This window comes from Knoellia sp. p5-6-4 (assembly GCF_029222705.1).
Taxonomy (GTDB): Bacteria; Actinomycetota; Actinomycetes; order Actinomycetales; family Dermatophilaceae; genus Pedococcus_A.
The window spans coordinates 460,614-483,766 of record NZ_JARGZF010000002.1; the positions used below are offsets into that span (position 1 = coordinate 460,614).

22 protein-coding genes are annotated in these 23,153 nt (G+C 71.7%); 2 read left to right on the forward strand and 20 right to left on the reverse strand.

The genetic code is table 11. The features are described from left to right. Nucleotides 1-14 precede the first annotated feature (14 nt). The 13 genes from P2F65_RS13665 to leuA all read right to left on the reverse strand — a co-directional run bounded on the left by P2F65_RS13665 (nt 15) and on the right by leuA (nt 12,431). Nucleotides 15-1,637, reverse strand: coding sequence for a thiamine pyrophosphate-dependent enzyme (locus P2F65_RS13665; RefSeq protein ID WP_275808692.1), 1,623 nt, complete (start codon nt 1,635-1,637; stop codon nt 15-17). Nucleotides 1,638-1,659: 22 nt separating this feature from the next. Continuing rightward, nucleotides 1,660-2,526, reverse strand: a complete 867-nt coding sequence (locus P2F65_RS13670) for an ABC transporter ATP-binding protein (RefSeq protein WP_275808694.1) — start codon at nt 2,524-2,526, stop codon at nt 1,660-1,662. After that, entirely contained in the window at nt 2,516-3,289 is a 774-nt protein-coding gene (locus P2F65_RS13675) for an ABC transporter permease (protein WP_275808696.1), read from the reverse strand. The genes P2F65_RS13670 and P2F65_RS13675 overlap by 11 nt, the downstream gene beginning before the upstream one ends. Next, nucleotides 3,286-4,092, reverse strand: a complete 807-nt coding sequence (locus tag P2F65_RS13680) for an ABC transporter permease (RefSeq protein WP_275808698.1) — start codon at nt 4,090-4,092, stop codon at nt 3,286-3,288. The genes P2F65_RS13675 and P2F65_RS13680 overlap by 4 nt, the downstream gene beginning before the upstream one ends. 29 nt (nt 4,093-4,121) lie before the next feature. Beyond that, entirely contained in the window at nt 4,122-5,123 is a 1,002-nt protein-coding gene (locus P2F65_RS13685) for an ABC transporter substrate-binding protein (RefSeq protein ID WP_275808700.1), read from the reverse strand. Nucleotides 5,124-5,342: 219 nt separating this feature from the next. After that, on the reverse strand, nt 5,343-6,140 hold the full coding sequence (locus P2F65_RS13690) for an IclR family transcriptional regulator C-terminal domain-containing protein (protein WP_275808702.1): 798 nt from the start codon (nt 6,138-6,140) through the stop codon (nt 5,343-5,345). Beyond that, nucleotides 6,137-6,805 carry a 3-oxoacid CoA-transferase subunit B gene (locus P2F65_RS13695; RefSeq protein WP_275808704.1) on the reverse strand — a complete coding sequence of 223 codons (669 nt, stop codon included), beginning with the start codon at nt 6,803-6,805 and terminating at the stop codon, nt 6,137-6,139. Before P2F65_RS13695 ends, P2F65_RS13690 begins: the two co-directional genes overlap by 4 nt. Continuing rightward, nucleotides 6,802-7,494 carry a 3-oxoacid CoA-transferase subunit A gene (locus tag P2F65_RS13700; RefSeq protein ID WP_275808706.1) on the reverse strand — a complete coding sequence of 231 codons (693 nt, stop codon included), beginning with the start codon at nt 7,492-7,494 and terminating at the stop codon, nt 6,802-6,804. The genes P2F65_RS13695 and P2F65_RS13700 overlap by 4 nt, the downstream gene beginning before the upstream one ends. Next, nucleotides 7,491-7,895 (reverse strand): 4-carboxymuconolactone decarboxylase, encoded by a 405-nt coding sequence (gene pcaC, locus P2F65_RS13705; protein WP_275808708.1) that lies wholly within the window; start codon nt 7,893-7,895, stop codon nt 7,491-7,493. Before pcaC ends, P2F65_RS13700 begins: the two co-directional genes overlap by 4 nt. Continuing rightward, nucleotides 7,885-9,288, reverse strand: coding sequence for a lyase family protein (locus P2F65_RS13710; protein ID WP_275808709.1), 1,404 nt, complete (start codon nt 9,286-9,288; stop codon nt 7,885-7,887). Before P2F65_RS13710 ends, pcaC begins: the two co-directional genes overlap by 11 nt. 5 nt (nt 9,289-9,293) lie before the next feature. Further along, nucleotides 9,294-9,878 (reverse strand): protocatechuate 3,4-dioxygenase subunit alpha, encoded by a 585-nt coding sequence (gene pcaG, locus P2F65_RS13715; RefSeq protein WP_275808711.1) that lies wholly within the window; start codon nt 9,876-9,878, stop codon nt 9,294-9,296. Next, nucleotides 9,865-10,611: a protocatechuate 3,4-dioxygenase subunit beta gene (gene pcaH / locus P2F65_RS13720; RefSeq protein WP_275808713.1), complete on the reverse strand. Its 747-nt coding sequence runs from the start codon at nt 10,609-10,611 to the stop codon at nt 9,865-9,867. The genes pcaG and pcaH overlap by 14 nt, the downstream gene beginning before the upstream one ends. A gap of 80 nt (nt 10,612-10,691) precedes the next feature. Then, nucleotides 10,692-12,431 (reverse strand): 2-isopropylmalate synthase, encoded by a 1,740-nt coding sequence (leuA, locus tag P2F65_RS13725; RefSeq protein ID WP_275808715.1) that lies wholly within the window; start codon nt 12,429-12,431, stop codon nt 10,692-10,694. A gap of 261 nt (nt 12,432-12,692) precedes the next feature. Between leuA and P2F65_RS13730 the strand changes: the two genes are divergently transcribed. Then, nucleotides 12,693-13,328, forward strand: a complete 636-nt coding sequence (locus tag P2F65_RS13730; protein WP_275808716.1) for a GNAT family N-acetyltransferase — start codon at nt 12,693-12,695, stop codon at nt 13,326-13,328. Nucleotides 13,329-13,391: 63 nt separating this feature from the next. Continuing rightward, nucleotides 13,392-14,288, forward strand: coding sequence for a GNAT family N-acetyltransferase (locus P2F65_RS13735; protein ID WP_275808718.1), 897 nt, complete (start codon nt 13,392-13,394; stop codon nt 14,286-14,288). On the opposite strand, the gene P2F65_RS13740 is transcribed toward P2F65_RS13735, so the two are convergent. From P2F65_RS13740 to P2F65_RS13770, 7 genes are all read right to left on the reverse strand, one after another. Further along, nucleotides 14,248-14,502, reverse strand: a complete 255-nt coding sequence (locus P2F65_RS13740; protein WP_275808719.1) for a hypothetical protein — start codon at nt 14,500-14,502, stop codon at nt 14,248-14,250. The two genes, P2F65_RS13735 and P2F65_RS13740, sit on opposite strands and share 41 nt — an antisense overlap. A gap of 53 nt (nt 14,503-14,555) precedes the next feature. Continuing rightward, nucleotides 14,556-15,821, reverse strand: coding sequence for a hypothetical protein (locus tag P2F65_RS13745; RefSeq protein ID WP_275808721.1), 1,266 nt, complete (start codon nt 15,819-15,821; stop codon nt 14,556-14,558). Nucleotides 15,822-15,867: 46 nt separating this feature from the next. Next, entirely contained in the window at nt 15,868-16,902 is a 1,035-nt protein-coding gene (locus tag P2F65_RS13750; protein ID WP_275808724.1) for an aspartate-semialdehyde dehydrogenase, read from the reverse strand. Between the two features lie 82 nt (nt 16,903-16,984). Further along, nucleotides 16,985-18,253 carry an ankyrin repeat domain-containing protein gene (locus P2F65_RS13755; protein ID WP_275808727.1) on the reverse strand — a complete coding sequence of 423 codons (1,269 nt, stop codon included), beginning with the start codon at nt 18,251-18,253 and terminating at the stop codon, nt 16,985-16,987. A 96-nt stretch (nt 18,254-18,349) separates the two neighbouring features. Next, a complete protein-coding gene (locus P2F65_RS13760) occupies nt 18,350-20,164 on the reverse strand; it encodes a BCCT family transporter (protein ID WP_275808730.1) in 1,815 nt (604 codons plus the stop codon). A 217-nt stretch (nt 20,165-20,381) separates the two neighbouring features. After that, nucleotides 20,382-20,990 (reverse strand): CPBP family intramembrane glutamic endopeptidase, encoded by a 609-nt coding sequence (locus tag P2F65_RS13765; protein WP_275808733.1) that lies wholly within the window; start codon nt 20,988-20,990, stop codon nt 20,382-20,384. A gap of 34 nt (nt 20,991-21,024) precedes the next feature. Continuing rightward, nucleotides 21,025-23,097, reverse strand: coding sequence for an alpha/beta fold hydrolase (locus tag P2F65_RS13770; protein ID WP_275808736.1), 2,073 nt, complete (start codon nt 23,095-23,097; stop codon nt 21,025-21,027). Nucleotides 23,098-23,153 lie beyond the last annotated feature (56 nt).

Sequence of the window (23,153 nt, forward strand, 5' to 3'; positions counted from 1 at the left end):
ACGGCCGGCTGGCGTCATGGCAGGAAGTGGGTGCCCGCCTCGACGGCGACCTCCACGACCAGCGGCTCGGTGCGGTCGGCGAGCCCGGCGCAGATGTCGGGCAGGGTCGCGGCGAGCTCGGCGGCGTCCTCGATCCGCATCGCCCGCACACCGAACCCGCCGGCGAGCGTGGAGACCGACACCTCCGGGAAGGCGGGCCATGGCGCCTTGCCGCCCCGCCGGTCCGCGAGGCGGTCCATCACGGCATACCGACCGTTGGCCAGCACGAGGAACACGGCGCCGACCCCGCGGTGCGCGGCGGTCCACAGCGCCTGGATGGAGTAGAGCGACGAGCCGTCTCCGACGACGGCGAGCACGGGGGCGTCGGGCCGGGCCATCTTGACGCCGACGGCCGCAGGCAGCGCGAACCCCAGACCGCCCATGGCCGCGGACAGGAAGCCCATGGGCACCCGTGCCGGCACCATGGCCTGCAGCGCCGGGCGTGACGACGGTGACTCCTCGATGAGCACCGTCTCGCGCGGCAGGTGCTCGGCGAGCACCGCGAACACGTCCTCCGGACGCAGTGCGCCCTCGCGGGGAGGCTCCGCCGGGGTATGCCGCGGGCCCGCCTCCGCTGCGGCGCTCGCCACGCGTGGCTCGGATTCCGCTGCACGGGAACGGTGCGCGTCCAGGCGCCTGGCCAGCTCCCGCGCCACGGTGGCGGGGTCCGCCACGACGGACAGCAGCGCGGGTGAGCGCACCGCCTCGGCGAGGTCGCTCGTGACGACGACGACCTGAGTGGCCTCCGGCACGAGCGGGCCCTCCTCGTAGGGGTACTGCCGGATGGCGGCGGCGCCCAGGACGAGGAGCAGGTCGTGACCGGTGAGCACCTCGCGCAGGCGGGTGCGGTCGGCGGGCAGCTGGCCGGCATACGCCGGGTCGGTCTGGTCGAAGCCTGCCCGGGCGCCGAAGGGCTCGGCGTAGACCGGGGCGTGCGCGGCCCTTGCGAGCCTGCGTACGGCATCCCAGCCCGCGGCGGTGTCGACCCCGGCCCCGGCCAGCACGGCCGGCGACCGCGCACCGGCCGCGAGGCCGACCACCTCGTCGAGCTCCGCCGGGAGGCCGGAGGGCGCGGTCGCCAGCCGCTGCGGTGCGGCCACCGCGTCGGGCGCCGCAGGCTGGTCCCAGTCGTCCATGGGCACCACGAGCAGCACCGGTCCCTGTGCGGCCTGCGCCCGGTGGGCGGCCCGGGCGATCGCCGACGGCACGTCCCCGGCCCACACGGGGGCGAGTACTTCCACGGGGTAGTCCCCCGCCAGGCCGGCCAGCCGGCCTGCCAGGAACGGCTCCAGCGCCAGGTGCCGGCGGTCCTGCTGCCCGACCATGACCACGACCGGCGCCCTGTTGACTCGCGCGGTGGCGATGGCGGCGACGGCGTTGCCCAGGCCGGCAGTGGTGTGCACGAGCGCCAGTGCCGGGCTGCCGGTCGCCAAGGCGTGCCCGGTGGCGATGCCGACCACGGACGCCTCGTGCAGTGCCAGCACGAAGTCGAGGTCGTCGGGCAGGTCGGCGAGGAACGGCACCTCGGTCGAACCCGGGTTGGAGAAGATCGTGGTGAGCCCGACGTCGCGCATCACCGCGAATGCGGCCTCCCGCACCGTCACCAGCCTCGCGCCCGGGTCAGCCAACGTGGGCGACCTCGGTTGCGGTGTCGGACGAGCCCTGTTGCGGCGCAGCCCTCTTCGCCTTCTGGATCTGCTCGTAGACGTGGCCGCGCAGCTCCGTGAACCGCGACAGCGAGCGCGTCCCGAGCTGGTCGCGCTCGGCCGGCAGGTCGATGGCGAGGTCCTCCTGGACCACGGTCGGCGAGCTGGACAGCATGATGACGCGCTCGCCGAGGTAGACCGACTCGTCGATGTCGTGGGTGACGAAGAGGATCGTCACGCCGAGGTCCTTCCACACCTTGCGGATGAGGTCCTCGAGGTCGGCGCGGGTCTGGGCGTCGACGGCGGCGAACGGCTCGTCCATGAGCAGCACCCGCGGCTGGTAGGCGATCGCCCGTGCGATGGCCACCCGCTGCTGCATGCCGCCCGACAGCTGCCACGGGTAGCGCTTGCCGGCGTGCTCGAGCCCCACCTCGTGCAGCGAGCGCTCGGTCAGCTCACGGCGTTCCTTGCCACCCATCCCCGCGTTCTTCAGCGGCAGCTCGACATTGTCGCGCACCGTCATCCACGGGAAGAGCGAGCGTCCGTACTCCTGGAAGACCACGGCCATCCCCTTGGGCGGGCCCATCACCGGCGTGCCGGACAGCCGCACCTCGCCCTCCGTCGGCTCGAGCAGTCCGGAGATGCACTTGAGCAGCGTCGTCTTGCCGCAGCCGGACGGACCGACCAGGCAGGCGAGCTCGCCGTCGCGCAGGTCGAAGGTGAGGTCGCGGACCGCCTCCACCGACCCGTGGTCGCTGGCGTAGACCTTCTTGATCCCGCGAACCGACAGCAGGGCGTCGCCGCCACCGACGGGAGTGGTGCGTTGCGTCTCAGCCGGCATGGTCAACCTCTCTCAAGCCGTGGTACCACCGCAGCACCCGGCGCTCGACGAACTGGAAGATGAAGGCGAGGGCGAGTCCGATCAGCCCCAGCACGACGACACCGCTCCACATCTCCGGCACCGCGAACGAGCGCTGGAACTGCACGATCGTGAAGCCGAGACCGGAGGAGCTGGCGAACATCTCGGAGATGACCATGAGGATCAGGCCGATCGAGAGCGCCTGGCGGATGCCGGCCATCATCTGGGGCGCTGCCGCGGGGAGGACCAGCCGGGTCACCCGCAGCCACCCCGTGATGCGGTAGACGCGTCCCGTGTCGATCAGCACCTCGTCGACGGAGCGCACTCCCTCAACCGTGTTGAGCAGCACCGGCCAGATGGCACCCGAGACGATGACGAGCACCTTCATCTGGTTGTTGATGCCCACCAGCACCATGAGGATGGGGACGAGCACCGGCGGCGGGATCGCGCGCAGGAACTCGAGCACGGGCTCTGTGAGCCCGCGCAGCCAGCGGACCGAGCCGATGAGGAGGCCGAGGCCGATGCCCAGGCTGATCGCGAGCACGAGGCCGACGGCGAGCCGCACGAGGCTCGGGGCGACGTCGTTCCAGAACCGCTCACCGACCCACGTGTCGACGAACGTCTGCGCCAGCGTGACCGGGTCGACGACGAAGAAGCTGTCGGAGTTCACCGTCAGCAGGTGCCACACGACCACGAGGATCGCCGGCAGGCCGAGGAGGTAGCCGATCCGCTTCAGCGCGTTCACGGGCGCACCTCCCCGCGCACCGACGGGTGCCACGACAGCACCCTCCGCTCGACGAAGCGCATGCCGATGTTGATGACCACCCCGATCATCCCGGTCGCCAGGACGAGCGCGTACATCGCCGTGGCCGCTCCACCGGACTGGGCCAGCGCGATTTCGTGGCCGAGCCCTGGGACGCCGATGACCAGCTCGGACGTGACGGCCAGGATGAGCGCGACCGCGGCGCCGAGGCGCAGGCCCGTCATGAGGTAGGGAAGTGTGGTCGGCCACACGACGTGGCGCATGCGGGCCCACCGGCCCAGCCCGTAGCTGCGAGCGGTGTTGCTGGCGACCACGTCGACGTCGGTGACCCCGTAGAGCACCTGGATCAGCACCTGCCAGAAGGCTGCGTAGACCACGAGCAGGAGGGTCGACCTCAGCGACACCCCGAACAGCAGGACCGCGAGCGGGATGAGCGCCACCGACGGGATCGGCCGCAGGAACTCGATGGTCGAGTGGGTCGCCTGGCGCAGGAACCGGCTGGAACCGATGACCAGGCCGAGCACGACGGCTGCGGTCGAGGCGATCGCCAGGCCGAGCGCCCAGCCCGTCATCGTGTGGCCGACGGCGACCCAGAAGGACGTCAGCCCGAGGTTGCGCACGAAGATCTGCAGCACCTCGCTGGCCGGCGGCAGGTACTCGGGGTTGGCCAGGCCGAGCCGAGGGACCGCCTCCCAGACGAGCAGGAAGAGGGCGATCCCGGCCAGGCCCAGCACCCACGAGGGAAGCTGGGCCAGCCGGCTGCCGCGGCTGCGGTTCGTGGCCACGACCCCAGGATGCGCGCTGGTCGCCGCCATCACCCGGTGGGGAGCAGCTCGTCGAGGTTCGGCACCTTCTTGAGCGTGCCGTAGGAGACGGCTGCCTCACCGAGCTTGGTCGCCGCGTCGCGGTTGAACTCGGGCACGAACTTCGGCAGGACCATCGTGGCGCGGGCGTCGGCACCGATCTTGGTGTATGTGCCGACGATGTCGCGCACCTCCTGCGGGTGGCCCTGGGCGTACTCCAGCGACTTGTTCATGGCCCGCGTGAACTTCTCGACCATGTCCTTCTTGCCCTCGACCGTCTCCTTCTTGGTGAAGTAGCCGGCGATGTCGAGGCCCGGGTCGAAGTCGGTGTAGTTGTAGCTGACCACGCGTGCCCCCTTGCCGACGGCGGCGCTGAGGAAGGGCTCGAGGATCCAGGCTGCGTCCACCTGCTTGCGCTCGACGGCCGCCGGGGCGTCGGGGAACGCCACCTCCACGAACTTGATCGACTTGGGGTCGCCGCCCGCCTCCTCGACCACCTTGCGCACGGTGGTGTCACCGATGTTGTTGAGGTTGTTGACCGAGACGGTCTTGCCCGCCAGGTCGGCCGCGGACTTGATCGGCGAGTCCTTCGGCACGACCACGCCGCTGAAGTCGGGCTTCTCACCCGAGGTGGTCGTGCCATTGGTGACGAACTTCAGCGGGAGGCCCTTGTCGGCCGCGACCATGAGGGAGACGACGTTGCCGAAGGCGATGTCGAAGTCGCCGCTCACGACGCCCGGCACCGCTGCGGCGCCTCCGGTCGTGGTGGTGATCTCGAGGTTGATTCCCTCGTCCTTGAAGAAGCCCTTCTCCTTGCCGAGCCAGATGGGCGCGGTGTCGACGATGGGGATGACGCCCACCTTCACGGTCGTGAGGTCGCCCCCACCTCCACCGGCTGCCGAGCTGGAGGCGCCGCCGCCGGGGCTGTCACTGCTCACGGAACCGGAGCCGCACGCGGTGAGGGCCAACGTGGCCGAGACGAACAGGACGGCGGCTGCAGTGGTGCGGGCCATGGCTTCCTCTTTCTCCGTTGAACGAGGTGGTGCAGCAGGTGAGGGGATGCCGGTGTCGACATGCCGTGTTCGCTCTGCGAACGAGTGTTCTTTATACAAACCTACGGTTGCCCTCTGGGGGTGTCAAGGGATGCCGGCGCCTCGCCGTGCGCCGTGAACGGGGTTCGGAGCGGCAGGACGGGGTGCGGAGCGGCAGGACCGGGGTGCGGGCGCGGCGGATCAGGACCCGAGGGCGAGGTCCGCCGAGATCCGCTGCGCGGCGGCCAGCGCGGCGGGCAGCACCTGCTCGACCCGGTGCGGGTCCTCCCCCGGGAACCCGACGCGCATCGACACGTTGAGGGCGGCCACCACGCTGCCGTCACGGCCCCGGACCGGCACGGCGACCGACCGCAGACCGGCCTCGAGCTCCTGGTCGACGCTCGCCCAACCCTGCTCCCTGACCAGACCGAGGGCCTTCGCGAGCTCCTCCCGCGAGGTGATGGTCCGCGGTGTCAGCGGGCGCAGCTCGACGCGGTCGAGGTAGGCCTGCAGCTGCTCCGGGGGGAGGTGCGCCAGCAGGACCCGGCCCATGGACGTGGCGTAGGCCGGGAACCGCGTGCCGACGTTGATGGCGACCGTCATGATGCGCCGGGTGTGCACCCGCGCGACGTAGACGACGTCGTCGCCGTCGAGCACCGAGGCCGACGTCGACTCCCCCACCTCCTCCGAGAGCTGCTTCAGGTGGGGCTCGGCGACCTCCGGCAGCCGCAGGCCGGAGAGGTAGGCGTAGCCGAGCTGGAGGACGCGAGGCGTCAGGGCGAACTCCCGACCGTCGGTGCGCATGTAGCCCAGCGTCACGAGAGTGAACAGGAAGCGGCGCGCCGTCGCTCGTGAGAGGTTCGCCCGGCGGGCCACCTCCGACAGCGTCAGCTGCGGGTGCTGCTCGTCGAAGGCGCGGATCACGGCGAAGCCGCGGGCCAGGGACTGCACGAACTCACCGCTCGGCGCGTGGGTGACGTCGCTGTCCTCGGCGCTCATGCCTCTCCCGTCTCGTCGACCAGCTCGATGCCCGGCAGGCTCTCCTGCAGCTCGGCGAGGGTCGTGCCGAACGTCTCGCGCACCCGGACCTCCCCGTCGCCGAGGTGGAACACCGCCCGGTCGGTGTACACCCTGCTCACGCAGGCGAGCCCGGTCAGCGGGTAGGTGCACTCCGGCACGAGCTTGGGCGCCCCGGAGCGGGTGAACAGGTCCATCATGACGAAGGTCTGCTTCGCGCCGAGCGCCAGGTCCATCGCGCCGCCCACCGCCGGGATGTCCCCCTCCCGGCCGGTGTGCCAGTTTGCGAGGTCGCCCCGCACCGAGACCTGGTAGGCCCCCAGCACGCAGATGTCGAGGTGGCCGCCGCGCATCATCGCGAACGAGTCGGCGTGGTGGAAGTAGGCCGCGCCCGGCAGCTCGGTGACCGGGATCTTGCCGGCGTTGATCAGGTCGGGGTCGACCTCGTCGCCGTGCGCCTCGGGCCCCATGCCCAGCATGCCGTTCTCCGTGTGCAGCACGACGCCGGCGCCGGGCTCGAGGTGGTTGGACACCTTGGTGGGCAGCCCGATCCCGAGGTTGACGAACGAGCCGTGCGGGATGTCGCGGGCGACCAGCCGGGCGACCTGGTCGCGGTCGAGCGCGCTGGTGGTGGCCGGTACGGTCACTGTCCAACCTCCTCGGGGGCGGGCTCGGCCACCGGGATCTCCACGACGGTGTCGACGAAGATGCCCGGGGTCACGACCACCTCGGGGTCCATGCCACCGGTCGGCACGACCGAGCTCACCTGCACGATCGTGTGGGCGGCCGCGGTGGCCATCACCGGGCCGAAGTTGCGGGCGGTCTTGCGGTAGGTCAGGTTGCCCATGCCGTCGGCGCTGTGCGCCTTGACGAGGGCGAAGTCCGCCGTGAGCGGGAGCTCGAGGACGTAGCCGCGCCCGTCGATCTCTCGGGTCTCCTTGCCCTCCGCCAGCTGGGTGCCGTAGCCGGTGGGCGTGAAGAAGCCGCCGATGCCGGCACCGCCGGCGCGGATGCGCTCGGCCAGGTTGCCCTGCGGCACGAGCTCGAGCTCGATCTCGCCAGCCCGGTACCTCGCGTCGAAGTGGTGCGAGTCGCTCTGCCGCGGGAAGGAGCAGATGACCTTGCGGACCCGCCCCTTCCCGATGAGCATGGCGAGCCCGGTGTCGCCGTTGCCGGCGTTGTTGTTGACGACGGTCAGGTCACGCGCGCCCGAGCGCACCAGCGCCTCGACCAGCTCGACGGGCTGCCCGGCGGGCCCGAAGCCGCCGATCATCACCGTGGCACCGTCGCCGATCGCCGCGACGGCCTCGTCGGGGTCGTGGGTGAACAGCGTCATGACTCGTCCCCTTCCTGTGGGCCCTCGAGCACCCGCTGGGCGATGGCGAACGCGTGGTTGGCGGCGGGCACTCCGCAGTACACGGCCGTCTGCAGCAGCACCTCGCCGATCTCGACGTCGCTCAGCCCGTTGCGCCGGGCTGCCCGCAGGTGCATCTCGAGCTCGTCCCAGTGGCCGTGCGCGACCAGTGCGGTGAGGGTGATGGCACTGCGCATCCGCCGGTCGAGCCCGGGACGGGTCCAGATCTCCCCCCACGCGTAGCGGGTGATGAGGTCCTGGAAGTCCTCGGTCAGCGGTGAGACCCGCCCCTGGGCGCGGTCGACGTGCTCGTCCGAGAGCACCTCGCGTCGCACGTCCATGCCGTCGGCGTGCGCCTGTGCGGCGGTGCGGTCATTGGCCATGGCCGGCCCCCGTCCCTGTCGTGGTTCCGAGCCGCGCCGCGCGCTCCAGTGCCCGGTCGACGAGCTGGTCGGCCACGCCGAGGTAGCCGTGTGGGTCCAGCAGCCGCGCCAGCTCCTGGTCGGTGACGGCATCGAGAGGTATGCCGCGCCGCAGCACCGCGCGCGGATCCGCCGCTGCGGCGGCATCCGCCAGCAGATCCCGCACTCGTGCGGTGGCCTGCGGCCCACCGCCGAGGCGGTCCGGCAGCTCCGCCTGGAGGCGTTCGGCCAGCACCAGCGGGCCGGCCTGGGCGAGGTGGGCATCCATGACCTCGTCACGCACCTGCAGCCCGTCGAGCAGCTCGGCGGCCAGGGCTGCGGCTCCGGCCGAGAGCAGCACCAGGCGTCGGAGCGCCGGCCACTCCGCGTGCCAGGCCCCGTCGGGACGCTCGTCGGCGGCCAGGGTCGCGCTGGTGTGCAGTGAGGCCGCCAGGTGCGGGGCCTGGAGGGCGGCCGACCGCACGAGCACGGAGAGCACCGGGTTGCGCTTCTGGGGCATCGTCGAGGAGCCGCCGCGCCCTGCGGCGCCCGGCTCGGCCAGCTCGGCGACCTCCGGCCGCACCAGGAGGGCGACATCGGTGGCGACCTTGCCGAGCGCGTCGGTCACCGAGGTGAGCGCGTCGGCCAGCCCCGTCACGGCGCTGCGGTTCGTGTGCCAGGGCCTGCCCGGCCACACCAGGCCGAGCCTGTCGGCGAGGGCCCCGGCGAGGTCGAGGGCACGACCGTCGCTGGCCAGGTCTGCGAGCGCCAGGGTGCCCGCTGCCCCGCCGCACTGGACGGGGAGCGCCGCGCGTGCGGCGGCCAGGCGTTCGCGTGCGTCGAGCAGGCCCTCGAGCCAGCCGGCGGCCTTCGCACCGAACGTGGTCGGCAGGGCGTGCTGCGTCAGGGTGCGCGCCACCATCGGCGTACCGCGGTGGGCCTGGGCGAGCCGAGCCAGCGAGGCGGACGCGTGGACCAGGTCGGTGCGCAGACGGTCGGCCGTGCGAGCCGCGACGAGCATGAGCGCAGTGTCGAGCACGTCCTGGCTGGTGAGCCCGCGGTGGACCCAGGCGGCCGACTCGGCGTCGACCTTCCGCACCGCCTCCTTCAGCAGACCGACCAGCGGGATCACCGGGTTGCCGCCGGCCTCCCCCGCAGCGGCGAGAGCGGACGCGGCCAGGGTGGAGGGGTCGCGCCCGAGGTTGGCGACGGCCGACTCCACCGCTGCGGGCAGCGCGGCCGGTGCCGCCGCGACCTCGGCGAGCGCGTGGGCCCACGCCACCTCCACGTCGAGGAGGGCGGCGACCACCGCCTCGTCGTCGGCGAGGTCGCGCACCCTCAGGGTGGCGGGGTCGAGCAGTCCGTGGTCGGCCACGCCGGTCACCGGCTGTGGCGCGGGAAGGCGAGGAAGACGGTCTCGCGCTCCCCCTGCAGGTGGATGTCGAAGCGCAGGGAGCCGTCGTCCTGCCGCTCGGCGAGCAGGGTCTCGCGACGGTCGGCGTCGACGCCGGCAAGGAGCCGGTCCGCGCGGAGCCGCTCGTCGTCCCCCGGGAGGTAGGCCCGGGTGAACAGTCGGTTCAGCAGGCCGCGGGCGAAGACGGTCACGGCGAAGAAGGGCGCCGCGCCGTCCGCCGTGGGGCCGGGCTCGAGGGTGCTGAAGGAGTAGCGGCCGGCGGGGTCGGCGGCGCAACGGCCCCAGCCCGTGAAGACGCTGCCGTCCCGGCGGAGGGCACCCTCGACCGCCGGCACGTGCCCGGTCGGGTCGGCCTGCCGGATCTCGACCAGCGAGTCGGGCACCGGCACCCCGTCGCCGTCGTAGACCGTGCCGTGCAGCCGCACCGCACCGGGCGTGGCCGGCGGCACGAGCTCGTGGTCGCGCTCGTACGAGAGGGCGAAGCCGTAGAAGGGCCCGATGGTCTGGCCCGCAGTGGGCACGAGGCGGTCCTGCCGGTCAGGCGTGCTCATCGCCGGCCTCCATCCAGGTCGCGTGCGTTCCGGTCAGCACGATGTCCCAGCGGTAGCCGAGCAGCCACTCGTGCTCCGAGACGTCGTGGTCGTAGCGAGCCACGAGCCGGTCGCGGGCACTCTGCTGGGTCACTGCCTGCAGGATCGGGTCGAGGTCGAACAGCGGATCCCCCGGGAAGTACATCTGGGTGACCATCCGCTGGGTGAACTCCGTGCCGAACAGCGAGAAGTGGATGTGCGCCGGCCGCCACGCGTTCTCGTGGTTGCGCCACGGGTAGGGCCCGGGCTTGACCGTCGTGAAGCTGTAGCTGCCGTCGTGGTCGGTGAGGCAGCGGCCCACCCCGGTGAAGTGGGGGTCGAGCGGTGCGTGGTGCTGGTCGCGCTTGTGGACGTAGCGGCCCGCCGCGTTGGCCTGCCAGACCTCGACGAGCTGGTTCCGCACCGGGCGGCCGTCGCCGTCGAGCACCCGGCCCACCACGCGGATGCGCTCGCCGATCGGCTCACCCCCGGGCTGCAGCGTCAGGTCCGCCTCGAGCGGGTCGACGTCGCTGTGCCCGAACACCGGGGCCACGAGCTCGACGCCCTCGGGGTCGGCGTGGTGCAGGTCCTTCGTCGGGTGGCGCAGCACCGAGCTGCGGTAGGGCGCGAAGTCCAGCCGCGGCTGAGTCTCCACGACATCGCTGTCGCGGTGGATTCCCTCGATCTCGGCGCTGATCGCGGACTGCGGGTCCATGTCGGAAACCCTACAGCCCGCGTTCGCAATATGGCCAGACGTTCAAAATGCGAACGGGTGAGGCGCCACGCACCTGTGGCTCAGCCCGCGTCGCGCTCCGCCCGGTTGACCGCCGACAGGATCGCTGTGAGCGAGGCCTTGACGATCGAGCTGTGCAGGCCCACGCCCCACAGCACCCTGTCGCCCACGGCGCACTCGACGTAGGCGGCGGCCCGGGCGTCACCACCGGCCGACAGCGCGTGCTCGTGGTAGTCGAGGACCCGCACGTCGATCTCGAGGGTGCCCAGTGCGTCGATGAACGCCGCGATCGGCCCGTTTCCGGTGCCCTCCACCGTGACCGGGGTGGCGCGGTCGAGCATGGTCGCGGTGATCCGGTCCTGCCCGTCCTCGCCACTGACGAGCGTGTGCGACACCGGGGTGAACCGGCCCCATTCGTTGGCCTCGCCGTCCTTGGCCGGCAGGTACTCGTCCTTGAAGATGCGCCACAGCTCGCGCGGGGTGACCTCGCCGCCCTCGGCGTCGGTCTTGCCCTGCACCACGCCGCTGAACTCGATCTGCAGCCGGCGCGGCAGGTCGAGGTGGTGCTCGCTCTTGAGGATGTAGGCCACCCCGCCCTTGCCGGACTGGCTGTTGACGCGCACGACGGCCTCGTAGGAGCGGCCGATGTCGTGCGGGTCGATCGGCAGGTAGGGCACGCCCCACACGAGGTCGTCGATGCCCTTGCCGGTCTCCTTGGCCTCCCGCTCCATCGCCTCGAAGCCCTTCTTGATGGCGTCCTGGTGCGAGCCGGAGAAGGCGGTGAAGACGAGGTCGCCGCCCCAGGGGTGGCGCTCCCCCACCGGTAGCTGGTTGCAGTGCTCGACGGTGCGGCGGATCTCGTCGATGTTGGAGAAGTCGATCTCGGGGTCGATGCCCTGGCTGAAGAGGTTCATGCCGAGGGTGACCAGGTCGACGTTGCCGGTGCGCTCGCCGTTGCCGAACAGGCAGCCCTCGATGCGGTCGGCGCCGGCCAGGTAGCCCAGCTCGGCGGCGGCGACCCCCGTGCCGCGGTCGTTGTGCGGGTGCAGGCTCACGACGACGGACTCGCGCCGGTCGAGGTGGCGGACCATCCACTCGATCGAGTCGGCGTAGACGTTGGGCGTCGCCATCTCCACCGTGGCGGGCAGGTTGATGATCATCTTGTGGTCCGGCGTCGGGTCGATGACGTCGATGACCTCGTTGCAGATCCGCACCGCGAAGTCGAGCTCGGTGCCGGTGTAGGACTCCGGGCTGTACTCGTAGTAGACCTTCGTGTCGGGGACGGTCTCCTCGAGCTTGCGGCACAGCCGGGCGCCCTGCAGCGCGATGTCGACGATGCCGTCCTGGTCCAGGCCGAAGACGACCTTGCGCTGCAGCACCGACGTCGAGTTGTAGAAGTGCACGATCGCCTGCCTGGCGCCGCGGATCGCGTCGAAGGTCCGCTCGATCAGGTGGTCGCGGCACTGCGTCAGCACCTGGATGGTGACGTCGTCGGGGATGTGGTTGCCCTCGATGAGCTCGCGGACGAAGTCGTAGTCGGTCTGGCTCGCGCTCGGGAAGCCGACCTCGATCTCCTTGTAGCCCATGCGCACCAGCAGGTCGAACATGCGCTTCTTGCGGTCGGGGCTCATCGGGTCGATGAGGGCCTGGTTGCCGTCCCGCAGGTCGACCGCGCACCAGCGCGGGGCCTTGGTGATGGCCTTGGTGGGCCAGGTGCGGTCCGGCAGGTCGACCTTGATCTGGTCCTGGAACGGCACGTACTTCGCTACCGGCATCCCGGACGGCTGCTGCGGGTGGATCATCGTCTCGCCTTACGTTCGCTGCGTGATGTTGCTCAGCCTAGGCAACGCAGACTCCGCGACGAGGGGCGGCTGATCGGTCAGGCCCCGCCGCGGCGGCGAAGAAGGAGGCGCTCGAAACGCACGTTGCGAGGGTATGCCGCGCGGCTGGCACCCGTCCACCGCGCCCCATCGTCGGCCCACCATCCGGACGCCCCGCTCCTTCGGGGCCCACGGTCGGCGAACAGCACCGCGGGGCCGGCGCCGCGGCATACATTCCTCCGCATGACCTCGCACTGGCCGCTCTTCGCGCTGTCGCTGCACACGCCCGACCTCGAGCTGCGCCCCGTGACGGAGGCCGACCTGCCCGGCCTGGCGGCCCGGCTCCCGGACGACCTCGAGCTCGACCCGGCGGCAACCAGGTTCGAGGGACTGCCGGACTCCGAGAACCGGGCGATGGTGGTCCACCAGGGCTACTGGCGCAGCCTGGGCACGTGGCGCCCCGAGGCGTGGGTCCTCACCTTCGCGGTGAGCCACCGGGGCGAGGCCGTGGGCTGCCAGACGCTCGAGGGTGAGGACTTCGTGCGGCTGCGCACCGTGGACTCCTCGTCCTGGCTGGTGCCCGGCGCTCGCGGGAGGGGCTGGGGCGTCCAGGCGAGGGCGGCGGTCCTGGCGCTCGCCTTCGGCGAGCTCGGTGCCACGGCAGCCGTCACCTCCGCCTGGCACGACAACGGTGCCTCGCTCGGCGTCTCCCGGTCGCTGGGCTACGAGCCCAACGGGGTGTCGACGCACTGGCGCGACGACCAGGGCGACGAGATGGTGCACCTGCGCCTCACCCGCGAGCGGTGGCTCGGCTCGCCGTGGCCCGAGCGGGTCGTGGTGCGCGGGTTCGGGCCCTGCCGGCCCTTCTTCGGCCTGTAGCCGCCCCGGTCAACCTCCCGAAACTCGGGCGACACCCCGGCATCCCTGCGGCATGCTGCCGCCATGGACCTCCCCGAGGGCTTCGTCGCTCGTCCCCACGTCCCCTCCGACGCCCAGGCCGTCACCGACCTCGTCGCAGCTGCCGAGGAGGTCGACGCCGGCGAGTCCGCCATCGAGCTCGAGGACATCCTCGGCGACTGGCAGCGGCCGAGCTTCGACCTCGCGACCCAGAGCATCGGGGTCTTCGACGGAGACCGGCTCGCCGCTACGGGCGACGTCTTCAAGGGCCGCCGGTGCGAGGCCGCGGTGCACCCCGACTACCGGCGGCGCGGGATCGGCACCTGGCTGGCCGGCTGGCTGGAGGACACCGCCCGCGCCAGCGGTTCGACGCTGGTGGGGCAGTCGGTGCCCAGCGGTAGCTCGGCCGAGGTGTTCCTCAGGGCGAGGGGCTACCGCGAGGGCTGGACGTCGTGGGTCCTCCAGCTCCCCGAGGCGGCCCGGATCCAGGCACAGCCGTTGCCCGACGGCTACACACTTCGCGAGTTCGCGGCCGGTGACGAGCGCGCCGCCTTCCAGCTCATCGAGGACGCCTTCAACGAGTGGCCGCACCGCGATCCCGCAGTCTTCGAGGACTGGGCCAGCCGCACCGTCCTGCGGCCGGGCTTCGAGCCGTGGCAGATCCGTTTCGCGCTGGCGCGCGACTCAGAGCCCGTCGGCGTCTGCTTCACGATCCTCGCGGGCGAGACCGGCTACGTCGACCAGCTCGCGGTGCGCGCCGACCAGCGCGGCAGGGGCCTGGCCCGGGCGCTGCTGGTCGACGCCTTCGAGCGGGCCCGGCAGCGCGGGGCCAGCACGAGTGAGCTGGCGACCGACTCCCGCACCGGAGCGCTCGGGCTCTACGAGCACGTCGGCATGCAGGTCACGCAGACCTGGCGGCACTGGATGACCGACCTGGGCTGACCCGCCCGAACAGGGGCAGGGCGAACGCGAGAGCGACGACGACGGGCACGTAGACGAGCAGGTACCGCGAGCGCCCTTGCACCAGCAGGGTGAACAGCGCGATGCCCAGCACCGAGAACGCCAGCACCGCCACGTCGCGCCGGTAGGGACAGCGGAGCAGGCCCAGGCCCGCGACCGTCAGCACGACCAGCCAGACCCCCTGGGTGAGGGCCATGCGCAGCGGGTAGTGCTCACCGCTCGGGTGGCTCCACGAGACCACCCACGAGGTCAGGGGCCGTGGCGGGGGACGACCGAACGGGCGTCGCGGCCCTCGCCCCAGGCCCAGAACATCCCGTCACCCCAGTTCCAGGCCGTCTTCGTGGCCGCGAACCGCAGGTACCCCCCGACGCCCAGCCTCTCCAGCCGGTGCTTGAGCAGCGCCTTGGAGTAGGCGTCGATCTGCTCGCGGTCCTTCCCCCGGATGGCCACGACGAGCGACCTGTCGTAACCGCCGTACCGCGTCGTGTCGCCGTGCTTCACCGACGTGCCCATCACCACCCACCACGACGGGGGCGGGGCCCGGGAGGTGTCGATCCGGCTCGCGTCCAGGCCGGCGGCGCCGGGGAGCACTGCCACCGCGGCGACCACGACCGCCACGAACACCGCCACACCCGCCGCCACCGCGAGGGCGCCGGCCAGCAGTCGCCTCCGGCTCCGGAGGGAGCTGAGGCCGGCCAGGGCAGCCACCACGAGGAAGGCCAGCAGCGTCAGCACCGGCGTCGTCTTGAGCAGGAAGCCCACGGCCAGCGCGGCCACTGCCCCCAGGGCCAGCAGGGCCGCCCGCCGCCGCGAGCCGGAGTGGAGGGCGGCGACCGCGAGCGCGGCGCCCAGGACGGGCCACGGCGTTGCAGCCATGTCCGTGTACGGCACCGCCAGCCACGGCGAGAGGCCCACCAGGACGACCACGGTGAGCTGCGCCCCCAGTCCGGCGAGCGGACCCCGGATGATGCGCACCACGGCATACACCGACTGCGTGGTGATGAGGAGCCCTAGGCCGTTGAAGAGCACCGCGACCGTCGCGGGGTCCCAGCTCCACGCCTTCGCCAGGCGGTGAGCCCACGTGGCGACGAGGGTGAAGGGCACGTTGTTGGGGTAGCGCGAGAGGTACCGGTAGTACTGGTCCGGCACGTACGGGCCCGCCGCCAACCGGGTGGCGAGGTTGTTGACGAACTTGGCGTCCCACCCGAAGGGGTAGACGAGGTTGAGCGCGACGACCGTGCAGGCGGCGGTCGTCGTCACCGTCACGAGGAGGGAGATGGCCAGGGCGTGCCGGCGCGCGAACCCCGTCAACCGCGGGCCGGCCAGCCGACCCCGCCAGCGGAGCACCGCCAGCAGGCACCCCGCCAACGCCAGGTAGGCCGCGACCACCCACGCCTGCCGGTAGGGGATGTTGGGCGGCACCGGCCGCACCAGGGCGACGAGCACGACCGCAAGGAGCACACCGCCCAGGCCGCGCAGGCCGGCAGTGCCGATGATGCGCTCGCCTCGGCCCACACCGCCTCCCCCGGTCGACGAGCCGAGGCTACCGGTGCCGGCCGGACTACCGCCGCTTGAGCAGCTCCTCGGCGATCTGCACGGCGTTCAGGGCCGCGCCCTTGCGCAGGTTGTCGCCGACCACGAACAGGTTGAGGCCCTTGCCCTCCGGGGCGGCCTGGTCGGCCCGGACGCGGCCGACGAAGACCTCGTCGCGCCCGGTGGCCTCGAGCGGGTTGGGCACGTCGGTGACGACGACGCCAGGGGCCCTGCCGAGCAGCTCGAGGGCCTCGACGGGGCTGATGTCGTCGGCGAACTCCGCGTGGATGGCGAGGCTGTGACCCGTGAAGACCGGCACGCGCACGCAGGTGCCGGAGACGCGCAGGTCCGGGATGTGCAGGATCTTGCGCGACTCGTTGCGGAGCTTCTGCTCCTCGTCGGTCTCCAGCGAGCCGTCGTCGACGATCGACCCGGCCAGCGGCACGACGTTGAAGGCGACGGGCACGGCATACACGTTGGGGTCGGGCACCTTGACGGCGCGCCCTTCGAGGGCGAGGCCGGTCGGGTCGCCGGCGGCGTAGCCGCCACGCAGCTGGGTGTCGAGCTCCTGCACGCCCTTGCCGCCGGAGCCGGAGACGGCCTGGTAGCTCGAGACGTGCAGCCGCACCAGACCGGCGCGTTCGTGCAGCGGCTTGAGCACCGGCATGGCGGCCATGGTGGTGCAGTTCGGGTTGGCGACGATGCCCTTGGGGATGGTGTCGAGGTCCTCGGCGTTGACCTCGCTCACCACGAGCGGGACGTCGGGGTCCTTGCGCCAGGCGGAGGAGTTGTCGACGACCACCGCGCCGGCCGCGGCGACCTTCGGGGCGAGCTCCCTGGACGCGGCTCCCCCGTTGGAGAACAGGGCGATGTCGAGCCCGGAGAAGTCCGCCGTGGCGGAGTCCTCGACGACGACCTCGCCGCCCGCCCACGGCAGGGTCGTGCCCGCGGACCGCGCAGAGGCGAAGAAGCGGATCTCGTCGACCGGGAAGCCGCGCTCGGCGAGGAGCACGCGCATGACCGAGCCGACCTGACCTGTGGCCCCGAAAACTCCAACTCGCATGGGTCCGAGTCTACGGTCGCCGTTGCACCCACCTCAGCAGCGACCACCATGTGGGTATGCCGCGCGGTCACCGCCCGTCCGCTCAGCGGTGCGCACGGAGGATCCTCTCGACCTCGGCCTGCCCCCGGGCCGTGGCGTGGTCGAGGGGGGTCCGGCCGCCGCGGTCGGCGATGGACGGGTCCGCCCCGGCGGCGAGCAGGGTGCGCACGACCTCCTGGTGGTCACGTCCACCGTCGCCGAGGATGACCGCCTCGAGCAGGGCGGTCCACCCGAGGTTGTTGACGTGGTCGACGTCGATGCCGGTCCGGACCACCCGGCGGACGTAGTCGACGTGCCCCCGTTCGCTCGCCGGGATCACGGAGACTCCGCCGTAGCGGTTGGTGAGGGTCAGGTCGGGGTGGGCAGGCAGCAGCGCCTCGAGCATCGCCACGCTCCCGGTCACGCCGGTGACCAGCCACGGCGTGTCGTGCTGGTCGTCGAGCGCGTCGGGGTCGGCCCCCATCGCGACGAGCAGCCGGGCGACGTCGACGCGGTCGTGCGTCGCCGCGAGCAGCAGGGCCGTGCGGCCGCGCTCGTCCCTCGCCTCGAGGTCCGCCCCCGCCCGCAGTGCACCGGCCACGGCATCGGCCTCACCGTGCGCCGCGGCCTCGAGGAGGGCTGAGTCGGGACTGCGCGTGGGTGGCACCGGAGCGGCCCGCAGCACGGCCTCGAGGCGTGGGTGACCACGGTGGCGGGCCATCCGCAGGGGCGTCAGCCCCTCCTGCGTCGAGGGACGGTCGAGTTGGACACCGCCGGCCACGAGGACGCGCAGGGTGTCGACATGGCGCTCCTCGTCGCGTCCGAGCCAGACCGCCTCGTGCACGGCCTGGTAGCCGATCCGGTTGACGTGGTCACGCTCGATGCCCGCGCGCAGCAGTCGGCCGACGACGAGCGCGTGCCCTCGCTCGGCGGCCCGGATCAGACCCGTGCCGTTCCAGCCGTCCTTGTCGTCGACGTCGGCGCCACGGCTCAGGGTGAGCTCGAGGAGCTCGAGGTGACCCTCGCTGGCGGCGATGAGGTAGGCGGACTGCTGTGTCTCGTCCTTGGCGTTGACGTCGGCACCGCGGCGGACGAGCTCGGCCGCGTCAGCGACCCGGTCGTCCCACGCGGCCTCACGCAGCGCCTGGTCGAGCTGGGCAGGCGGCGCGCCCTCCGAAGGCAGGAGGGCGGACCGGGGGGTGCCGCTGCCGACCCCAGCCGACGTGCTCGGTGGGGCACTCGACATCGTCGTCCTCTCCTCGGTCGACCCGTCCGTGCAGGCCGCGCCCAGCACGAGCAGCCCCGGGACGGCTGCGAACCTGGCGGGTCTCACACCCCCATCCTGCCCCGCGACGAGGCCCGGACACGGCAACGGCGGCCGGCGGCGGGTGACCCGCCGCCGACCGCCGTCGCGGTGTGCTCGTCCGTGTCAGACGGTGACGGACTCGCGGTGCTCGTGCTGCGTCCGACCGGGCCCGTCGACGTCGGCCTCTGCCACTGCCTCTGCCTCTGCGTCGGTGGGAGCCTCCTCCACGACGAGCGCGAAGTCGTCGCCGTGCTCGGTCACGCCCGTCACGACCGCCTGGTCGATGGCCGCGACGGCGATCTGGCGGCGCACGATGAGCGGGTCGGAGCTGAGGTCCTTCACCAGCGAGACGGCCAGGCCCACCATCACGAGCAGGAACGGCAGGGCCGCCACGATGGTGATGTTCTGCAGGCCGGAGAGCGCGTCCTCGCCACCGACCAGCAGCATGACCGCAGCCACGGCACCGGTCGCCCCACCCCAGAAGATGACGGTCTTGCGGCTCGGCACCAGGGTGCCGCGCTCGGACAGGGTGCCCATGACGATCGAGGCCGCGTCGGCGCCCGAGACGAAGAAGATCGCGACGAGCAGCATCACCACGACGGACGTGATGGTGGCCAGCGGCATGTTCGAGAGCATCGCGAACAGCGAGCCCTCGGCCGTGGCCTGGCCGGCCAGGTCGGTGCCCTTGCGCTGCATGTCGATGCCGGCGCCACCGAAGATGGCGAACCAGACCAGGCTGACCACACTCGGCACGAGCAGCACGCCGGTCACGAACTGGCGGATGGTGCGGCCGCGGGAGATGCGGGCGATGAACATGCCGACGAACGGCGTCCACGACACCCACCAGGCCCAGTAGAAGATCGTCCAGCCGGACAGCCACTCCTGCATGGCGCTGCCGCCGGCGGCGTCGGTGCGCGCGGACATCATCGCGAGGTCCTCGAAGTAGCTGCCGACGGCGGTCGGCACCAGGTTGAGGATCAGCACGGTCGGGCCCACCAGGAACACGAACACGGCCAGCGCCACAGCGAGCACCATGTTGATGTTCGACAGGTACTGGATGCCCTTGGAGACACCCGAGACCGCCGACAGGATGAAGCACACCGTCAGCACGGTGATGATGGCGACGAGCACGCCGTTGCCCGCCTTGCCCAGCCCGGCGACGAGCTCGAGGCCCGAGCCGATCTGCAGGGCGCCCAGGCCGAGCGAGGCCGCGGAGCCGAACAGGGTCGCGAAGATCGCGAGGATGTCGATGACGCGCCCGGCCGGACCGCCGGCCCGCTTCTCACCGAGCAGCGGCGCGAAGGCGGAGCTGATCAACAGCGAGCGGCCCTTGCGGAACACGCCGTACGCCACGGCGAGGCCGACGACGGCGTAGATCGCCCAGGGGTGCAGGGTCCAGTGGAAGAGGGTCGTCGCCATCGCGTTCTGCAGCGCCTCGGGGTTGCCCTCCGCACCGGTGCCGGGCGGGGGCGCGACGAAGTGCGACAGCGGCTCGGAGACGCCGTAGAACATCAGGCCGATGCCCATGCCCGCCGAGAACATCATGGCGATCCACGAGACGGTGCGGAACTCCGGCTCCTCGTCGTCGCGGCCGAGCGGGATCCGCCCGAACTTGCCGGCCGCCAGCCAGATCACGAAGAGCACGAAGCCGCTTGCCACCAAGGCGAACAGCCAGCCCATGTTGTGCACGACCCAGTCGAGCCCGGCGCCCGAGGCGGAGCTCAGGGTCGAGGTGCTGAGGAAGCCCCACAGCACGAAGCCGATGGCCAGCGCAGCGGTGATGCCGAAGACCACCTTGTCGAGCCTCTGAGGCTCGTCGGCCGGGTGCTCCTCGAGGTCGAGGTCGAGGGCGGGGTGCGGGGCGTCGTCGATGGGCGCGCCCTCACCCGTGAGGTCGGTGGGACCGGTGGGTCCTGTTGTCGTCAGTTGTGTCGTCACGCAGTATCGGCGCCCCGGGTCGCGGGGCGCCTCTCCTTCGTCTTCTCGTCGGTCACGTGTCAGGCCTGGTCAAGTCGACCTGACACTGTGCCAACGGGAACCCTTGACATCAAATCGAATCCGTGGCAGGCAGGCGGAGCACCACTCGAATTCTGTTGTGGCACAACACCTTTACAGCATGTCGTGAGCCGCACCACAGCGACGGGTGCACCAGCAGCTAGAGCACGATCGCGAGGACGAGGATGCTGAAGACCACGCTCTGGGAGCTGTGGACGGCGATTCCCATCCAGGCACTGCGGTACCGCTTCGTCGGGTAGGCGAGGATGAACATGTCCAACAGGGTCGCCGGAATCCGCCACGGGACGTGGAGGTGGTAAGCAGCGAACAGCACGCCATTCGCCACCCAGTCGCCTCGCCCGAACGCGCCGTTCATCCGGGGCAGGAGGAATCCCCGGAACAGCAGCTCCTCGCCGAGGACGGTGTTGAAGACCCAGAGCACGACCATGAGGCCGAACCACCCCCAGGCCCCGGCGAGGAAGTCCTGCCCGGTGCCCGACTGCAGGAAGAGGTTGAGGTCACGGTCCGCGGGAACAGGCGGCGAGGGGAGAATGCCTTCGAGCGCGAAGGCAAGGACCAGCGGCACCAGCACCAGCCAGACCCGGCCACCGACGCGGCCGCTCTTCGGGCTGCGTGGCGACCGGAGCCACAGCGCGTCGCGGAGGACGGCCCAGCGAAGGCTCCCCTGCTCCCTGCTGACCAGGACCAGCACGAGCACGGACTGCCAGATCAGCCCGAGGGTGAGGCACAGGAGCAGTGCCTTGGCCATCGGCACGTACCCCGCACCGTCGTCACTCCTGATATCACTCCTGAATGGGGACCCGGATCAGGTGACCGCCAGCCGACGACGGAGTGGCGGCTGCCCGTTGCCGGAACGACTGGTCTCGCGCGATGTCGAGCAGGATCAGCGCGAGGTTCGCGACCGCGACCGCACCGACCGCGACGGTGACGAGGGCGATCGGGACTTCCGTCGCCTCGAAGCCGACCCACGCACCCACGAGAGCACCTGCGCCCCCGAGCAGCAGCCGCGCGTGCACCGTCCGGCGGGGCCAGCTGCGGTGCAGCGACGCCAGATGGATGACCAGGCCGACCGGCACACCGACGGAGAGCACCACGAGCAGCTCGTTGTCGATCCGCACCCCCGGCAGCGCCGCAAGGACGGCCAGGGCGCCGAGAGACCACCCGCCAAGGCCCAGCACGACCGCCCCCACGGTGCGAGTCAACAGCTCGGTCGTGCGGCCGAGGTGGTCCCGAGTCCGTCGGCGGCGAGCCAGCACCGCGAGCGTGACCACCATCAGAGCCGACAGCGCGAGCATGGTGCCGACGAGCCGCTTCGCCAGTAACCCGTAGGTGCTCGGCGGCGTGAAGTCCATCCTCAACGGGGTGTAGCCGGATGCGTCGATGCGACCGCTGTCCAGATAGGTCAGGATCAGCCGGGTGCCGGCATCCGGCTGGTCGTTGAAGAAGCTCTGCGTGTGGCCGAAACCCGGCAGCACGACCTCCCGACCGTTCGGAAGGTAGGGCAGCAGCTCCCTCGTGGCGATCTGCGGCGGCGTCGCCACGTCGATCTCCCCACCCAAGAGGAGCGTCTCCACCCGCGACGTCCGGAGGGTGCTGTAGCGCTCCTCGTGGGGCGATGCCGGCCACGCGTCCACCAGCCGGCCACCGGCCCACGCCAGCGAGCTCGCGGCGTGAGCGAGGTCCGACGGGTCGCCCGATCCCACCGCGAAGTAGTCCCGGGCAGCCTCTGCGTCGAGCATGGCGGCCGAGGCGTACTGCCCACGCACGAACAGCTCCGGCGTCAGGACGTCACCCAGCAGGGAGCTCACCCACAGGCCACTGACGTCGCCCTCCTCCGCAGACAGCCACGCATCGATCATCATCGGGGCCGTGGCTGGCCCGCTCGCGGGCTGGAGGAGCCCGAGCAGGGCCATCGCGCGGACGTTGCCCTCCTTGACCGGCAGGAACATCCAACGGTCAGGAACGTCACGGCTGATCTCCCGCATGCTCGCGGCGAGGTCGTCGGTGCGGGCACGGCAGCTCTCGTCTGCGGCGCACATCGCGGCGAACTGCTCGATCTGCTCGTCGGTCGCAGTCGGGTCCTGGACGAACGCGCCCGGCGGGTTCACACCGAACAGCACCGACCGGTGGATGCTCTCGGGATGCCGCCAGCCGTAGACCAGCGCGGTGCGGGTACCGGCACTCTCGCTCAGCAGGTCGATGCGGTCGTAGCCCAACGCGACCCGCGCCACCTCCAGGTCGTCGACCTGCTCGACCAACCCGTAGCGCCTCGGGTCGATCCCGCTCTCGGCGAGCCGGTCCGCACAGGCGCGGTACGCCGCGCCGTAGGCCTCGAAGGACGCCTCGCCCAACAGGTCGGACGACCGCTTGAACGCCGAGTCGACCTCGGGGCAGTCGAGTCGGACGGAACCGTCCACCCCGCGGTAGCCGACGAGCACGACGTCGCGGTCGGCGGTGTAGCGGTCGGCGAACTCGAAGTCCATGTTCGACTGGCCTGGGCCACCAGTGAGGAAGAAGATCGGCTGCTTCGGGGCGTCCGACCTGGCGCGAACTCGAGTCACCGGGAGAGCCAGGAGCCGCCCCGCGTCGGCTTCGGCGTTCTCCGGGACGACCAGCGTGCCGCAGTCGGCGGCGACGCTGCCGCTCTCCCCGACGTACTCGCACGAACGGAGGGTGAGCGTCCCGGCCCGCGCGCCGTCGGGCACCACCGGAGGGTCGGGCTCCCCCGAGAGCATGACGGCGAGGCCCGCCAGCAGCCCTGCGATGACCACCAGGGACAGCACCCTCGCCCACGTCAGGAGACGCGGCAGCTGCACCTCCTCGTCGCGCTGCCTGCCCAGGCGCTCCGCCCGCACAGCGTCACCGCCTGGACGTCCGACCCTCGCTCACGCAGCCAGCGTCCGCACGGGGC

Coding starts and splice junctions, on each gene's coding strand:
- P2F65_RS13750 (WP_275808724.1), bottom strand. CDS start 16,902: ATGCGAGTTGGAGTTTTCGGGGCCACAGGTCAGGTCGGCTCGGTCATG.
- P2F65_RS13740 (WP_275808719.1), bottom strand. CDS start 14,502: ATGGCCCTCACCCAGGGGGTCTGGCTGGTCGTGCTGACGGTCGCGGGC.
- pcaG (WP_275808711.1), bottom strand. CDS start 9,878: ATGAGCACGCCTGACCGGCAGGACCGCCTCGTGCCCACTGCGGGCCAG.
- P2F65_RS13730 (WP_275808716.1), top strand. CDS start 12,693: ATGACCTCGCACTGGCCGCTCTTCGCGCTGTCGCTGCACACGCCCGAC.
- P2F65_RS13735 (WP_275808718.1), top strand. CDS start 13,392: ATGGACCTCCCCGAGGGCTTCGTCGCTCGTCCCCACGTCCCCTCCGAC.
- P2F65_RS13685 (WP_275808700.1), bottom strand. CDS start 5,123: ATGGCCCGCACCACTGCAGCCGCCGTCCTGTTCGTCTCGGCCACGTTG.
- pcaH (WP_275808713.1), bottom strand. CDS start 10,611: ATGGACCCGCAGTCCGCGATCAGCGCCGAGATCGAGGGAATCCACCGC.
- pcaC (WP_275808708.1), bottom strand. CDS start 7,895: ATGGCCAATGACCGCACCGCCGCACAGGCGCACGCCGACGGCATGGAC.
- P2F65_RS13700 (WP_275808706.1), bottom strand. CDS start 7,494: ATGACGCTGTTCACCCACGACCCCGACGAGGCCGTCGCGGCGATCGGC.
- leuA (WP_275808715.1), bottom strand. CDS start 12,431: ATGATCCACCCGCAGCAGCCGTCCGGGATGCCGGTAGCGAAGTACGTG.
- P2F65_RS13765 (WP_275808733.1), bottom strand. CDS start 20,990: ATGGCCAAGGCACTGCTCCTGTGCCTCACCCTCGGGCTGATCTGGCAG.
- P2F65_RS13670 (WP_275808694.1), bottom strand. CDS start 2,526: ATGCCGGCTGAGACGCAACGCACCACTCCCGTCGGTGGCGGCGACGCC.
- P2F65_RS13690 (WP_275808702.1), bottom strand. CDS start 6,140: ATGAGCGCCGAGGACAGCGACGTCACCCACGCGCCGAGCGGTGAGTTC.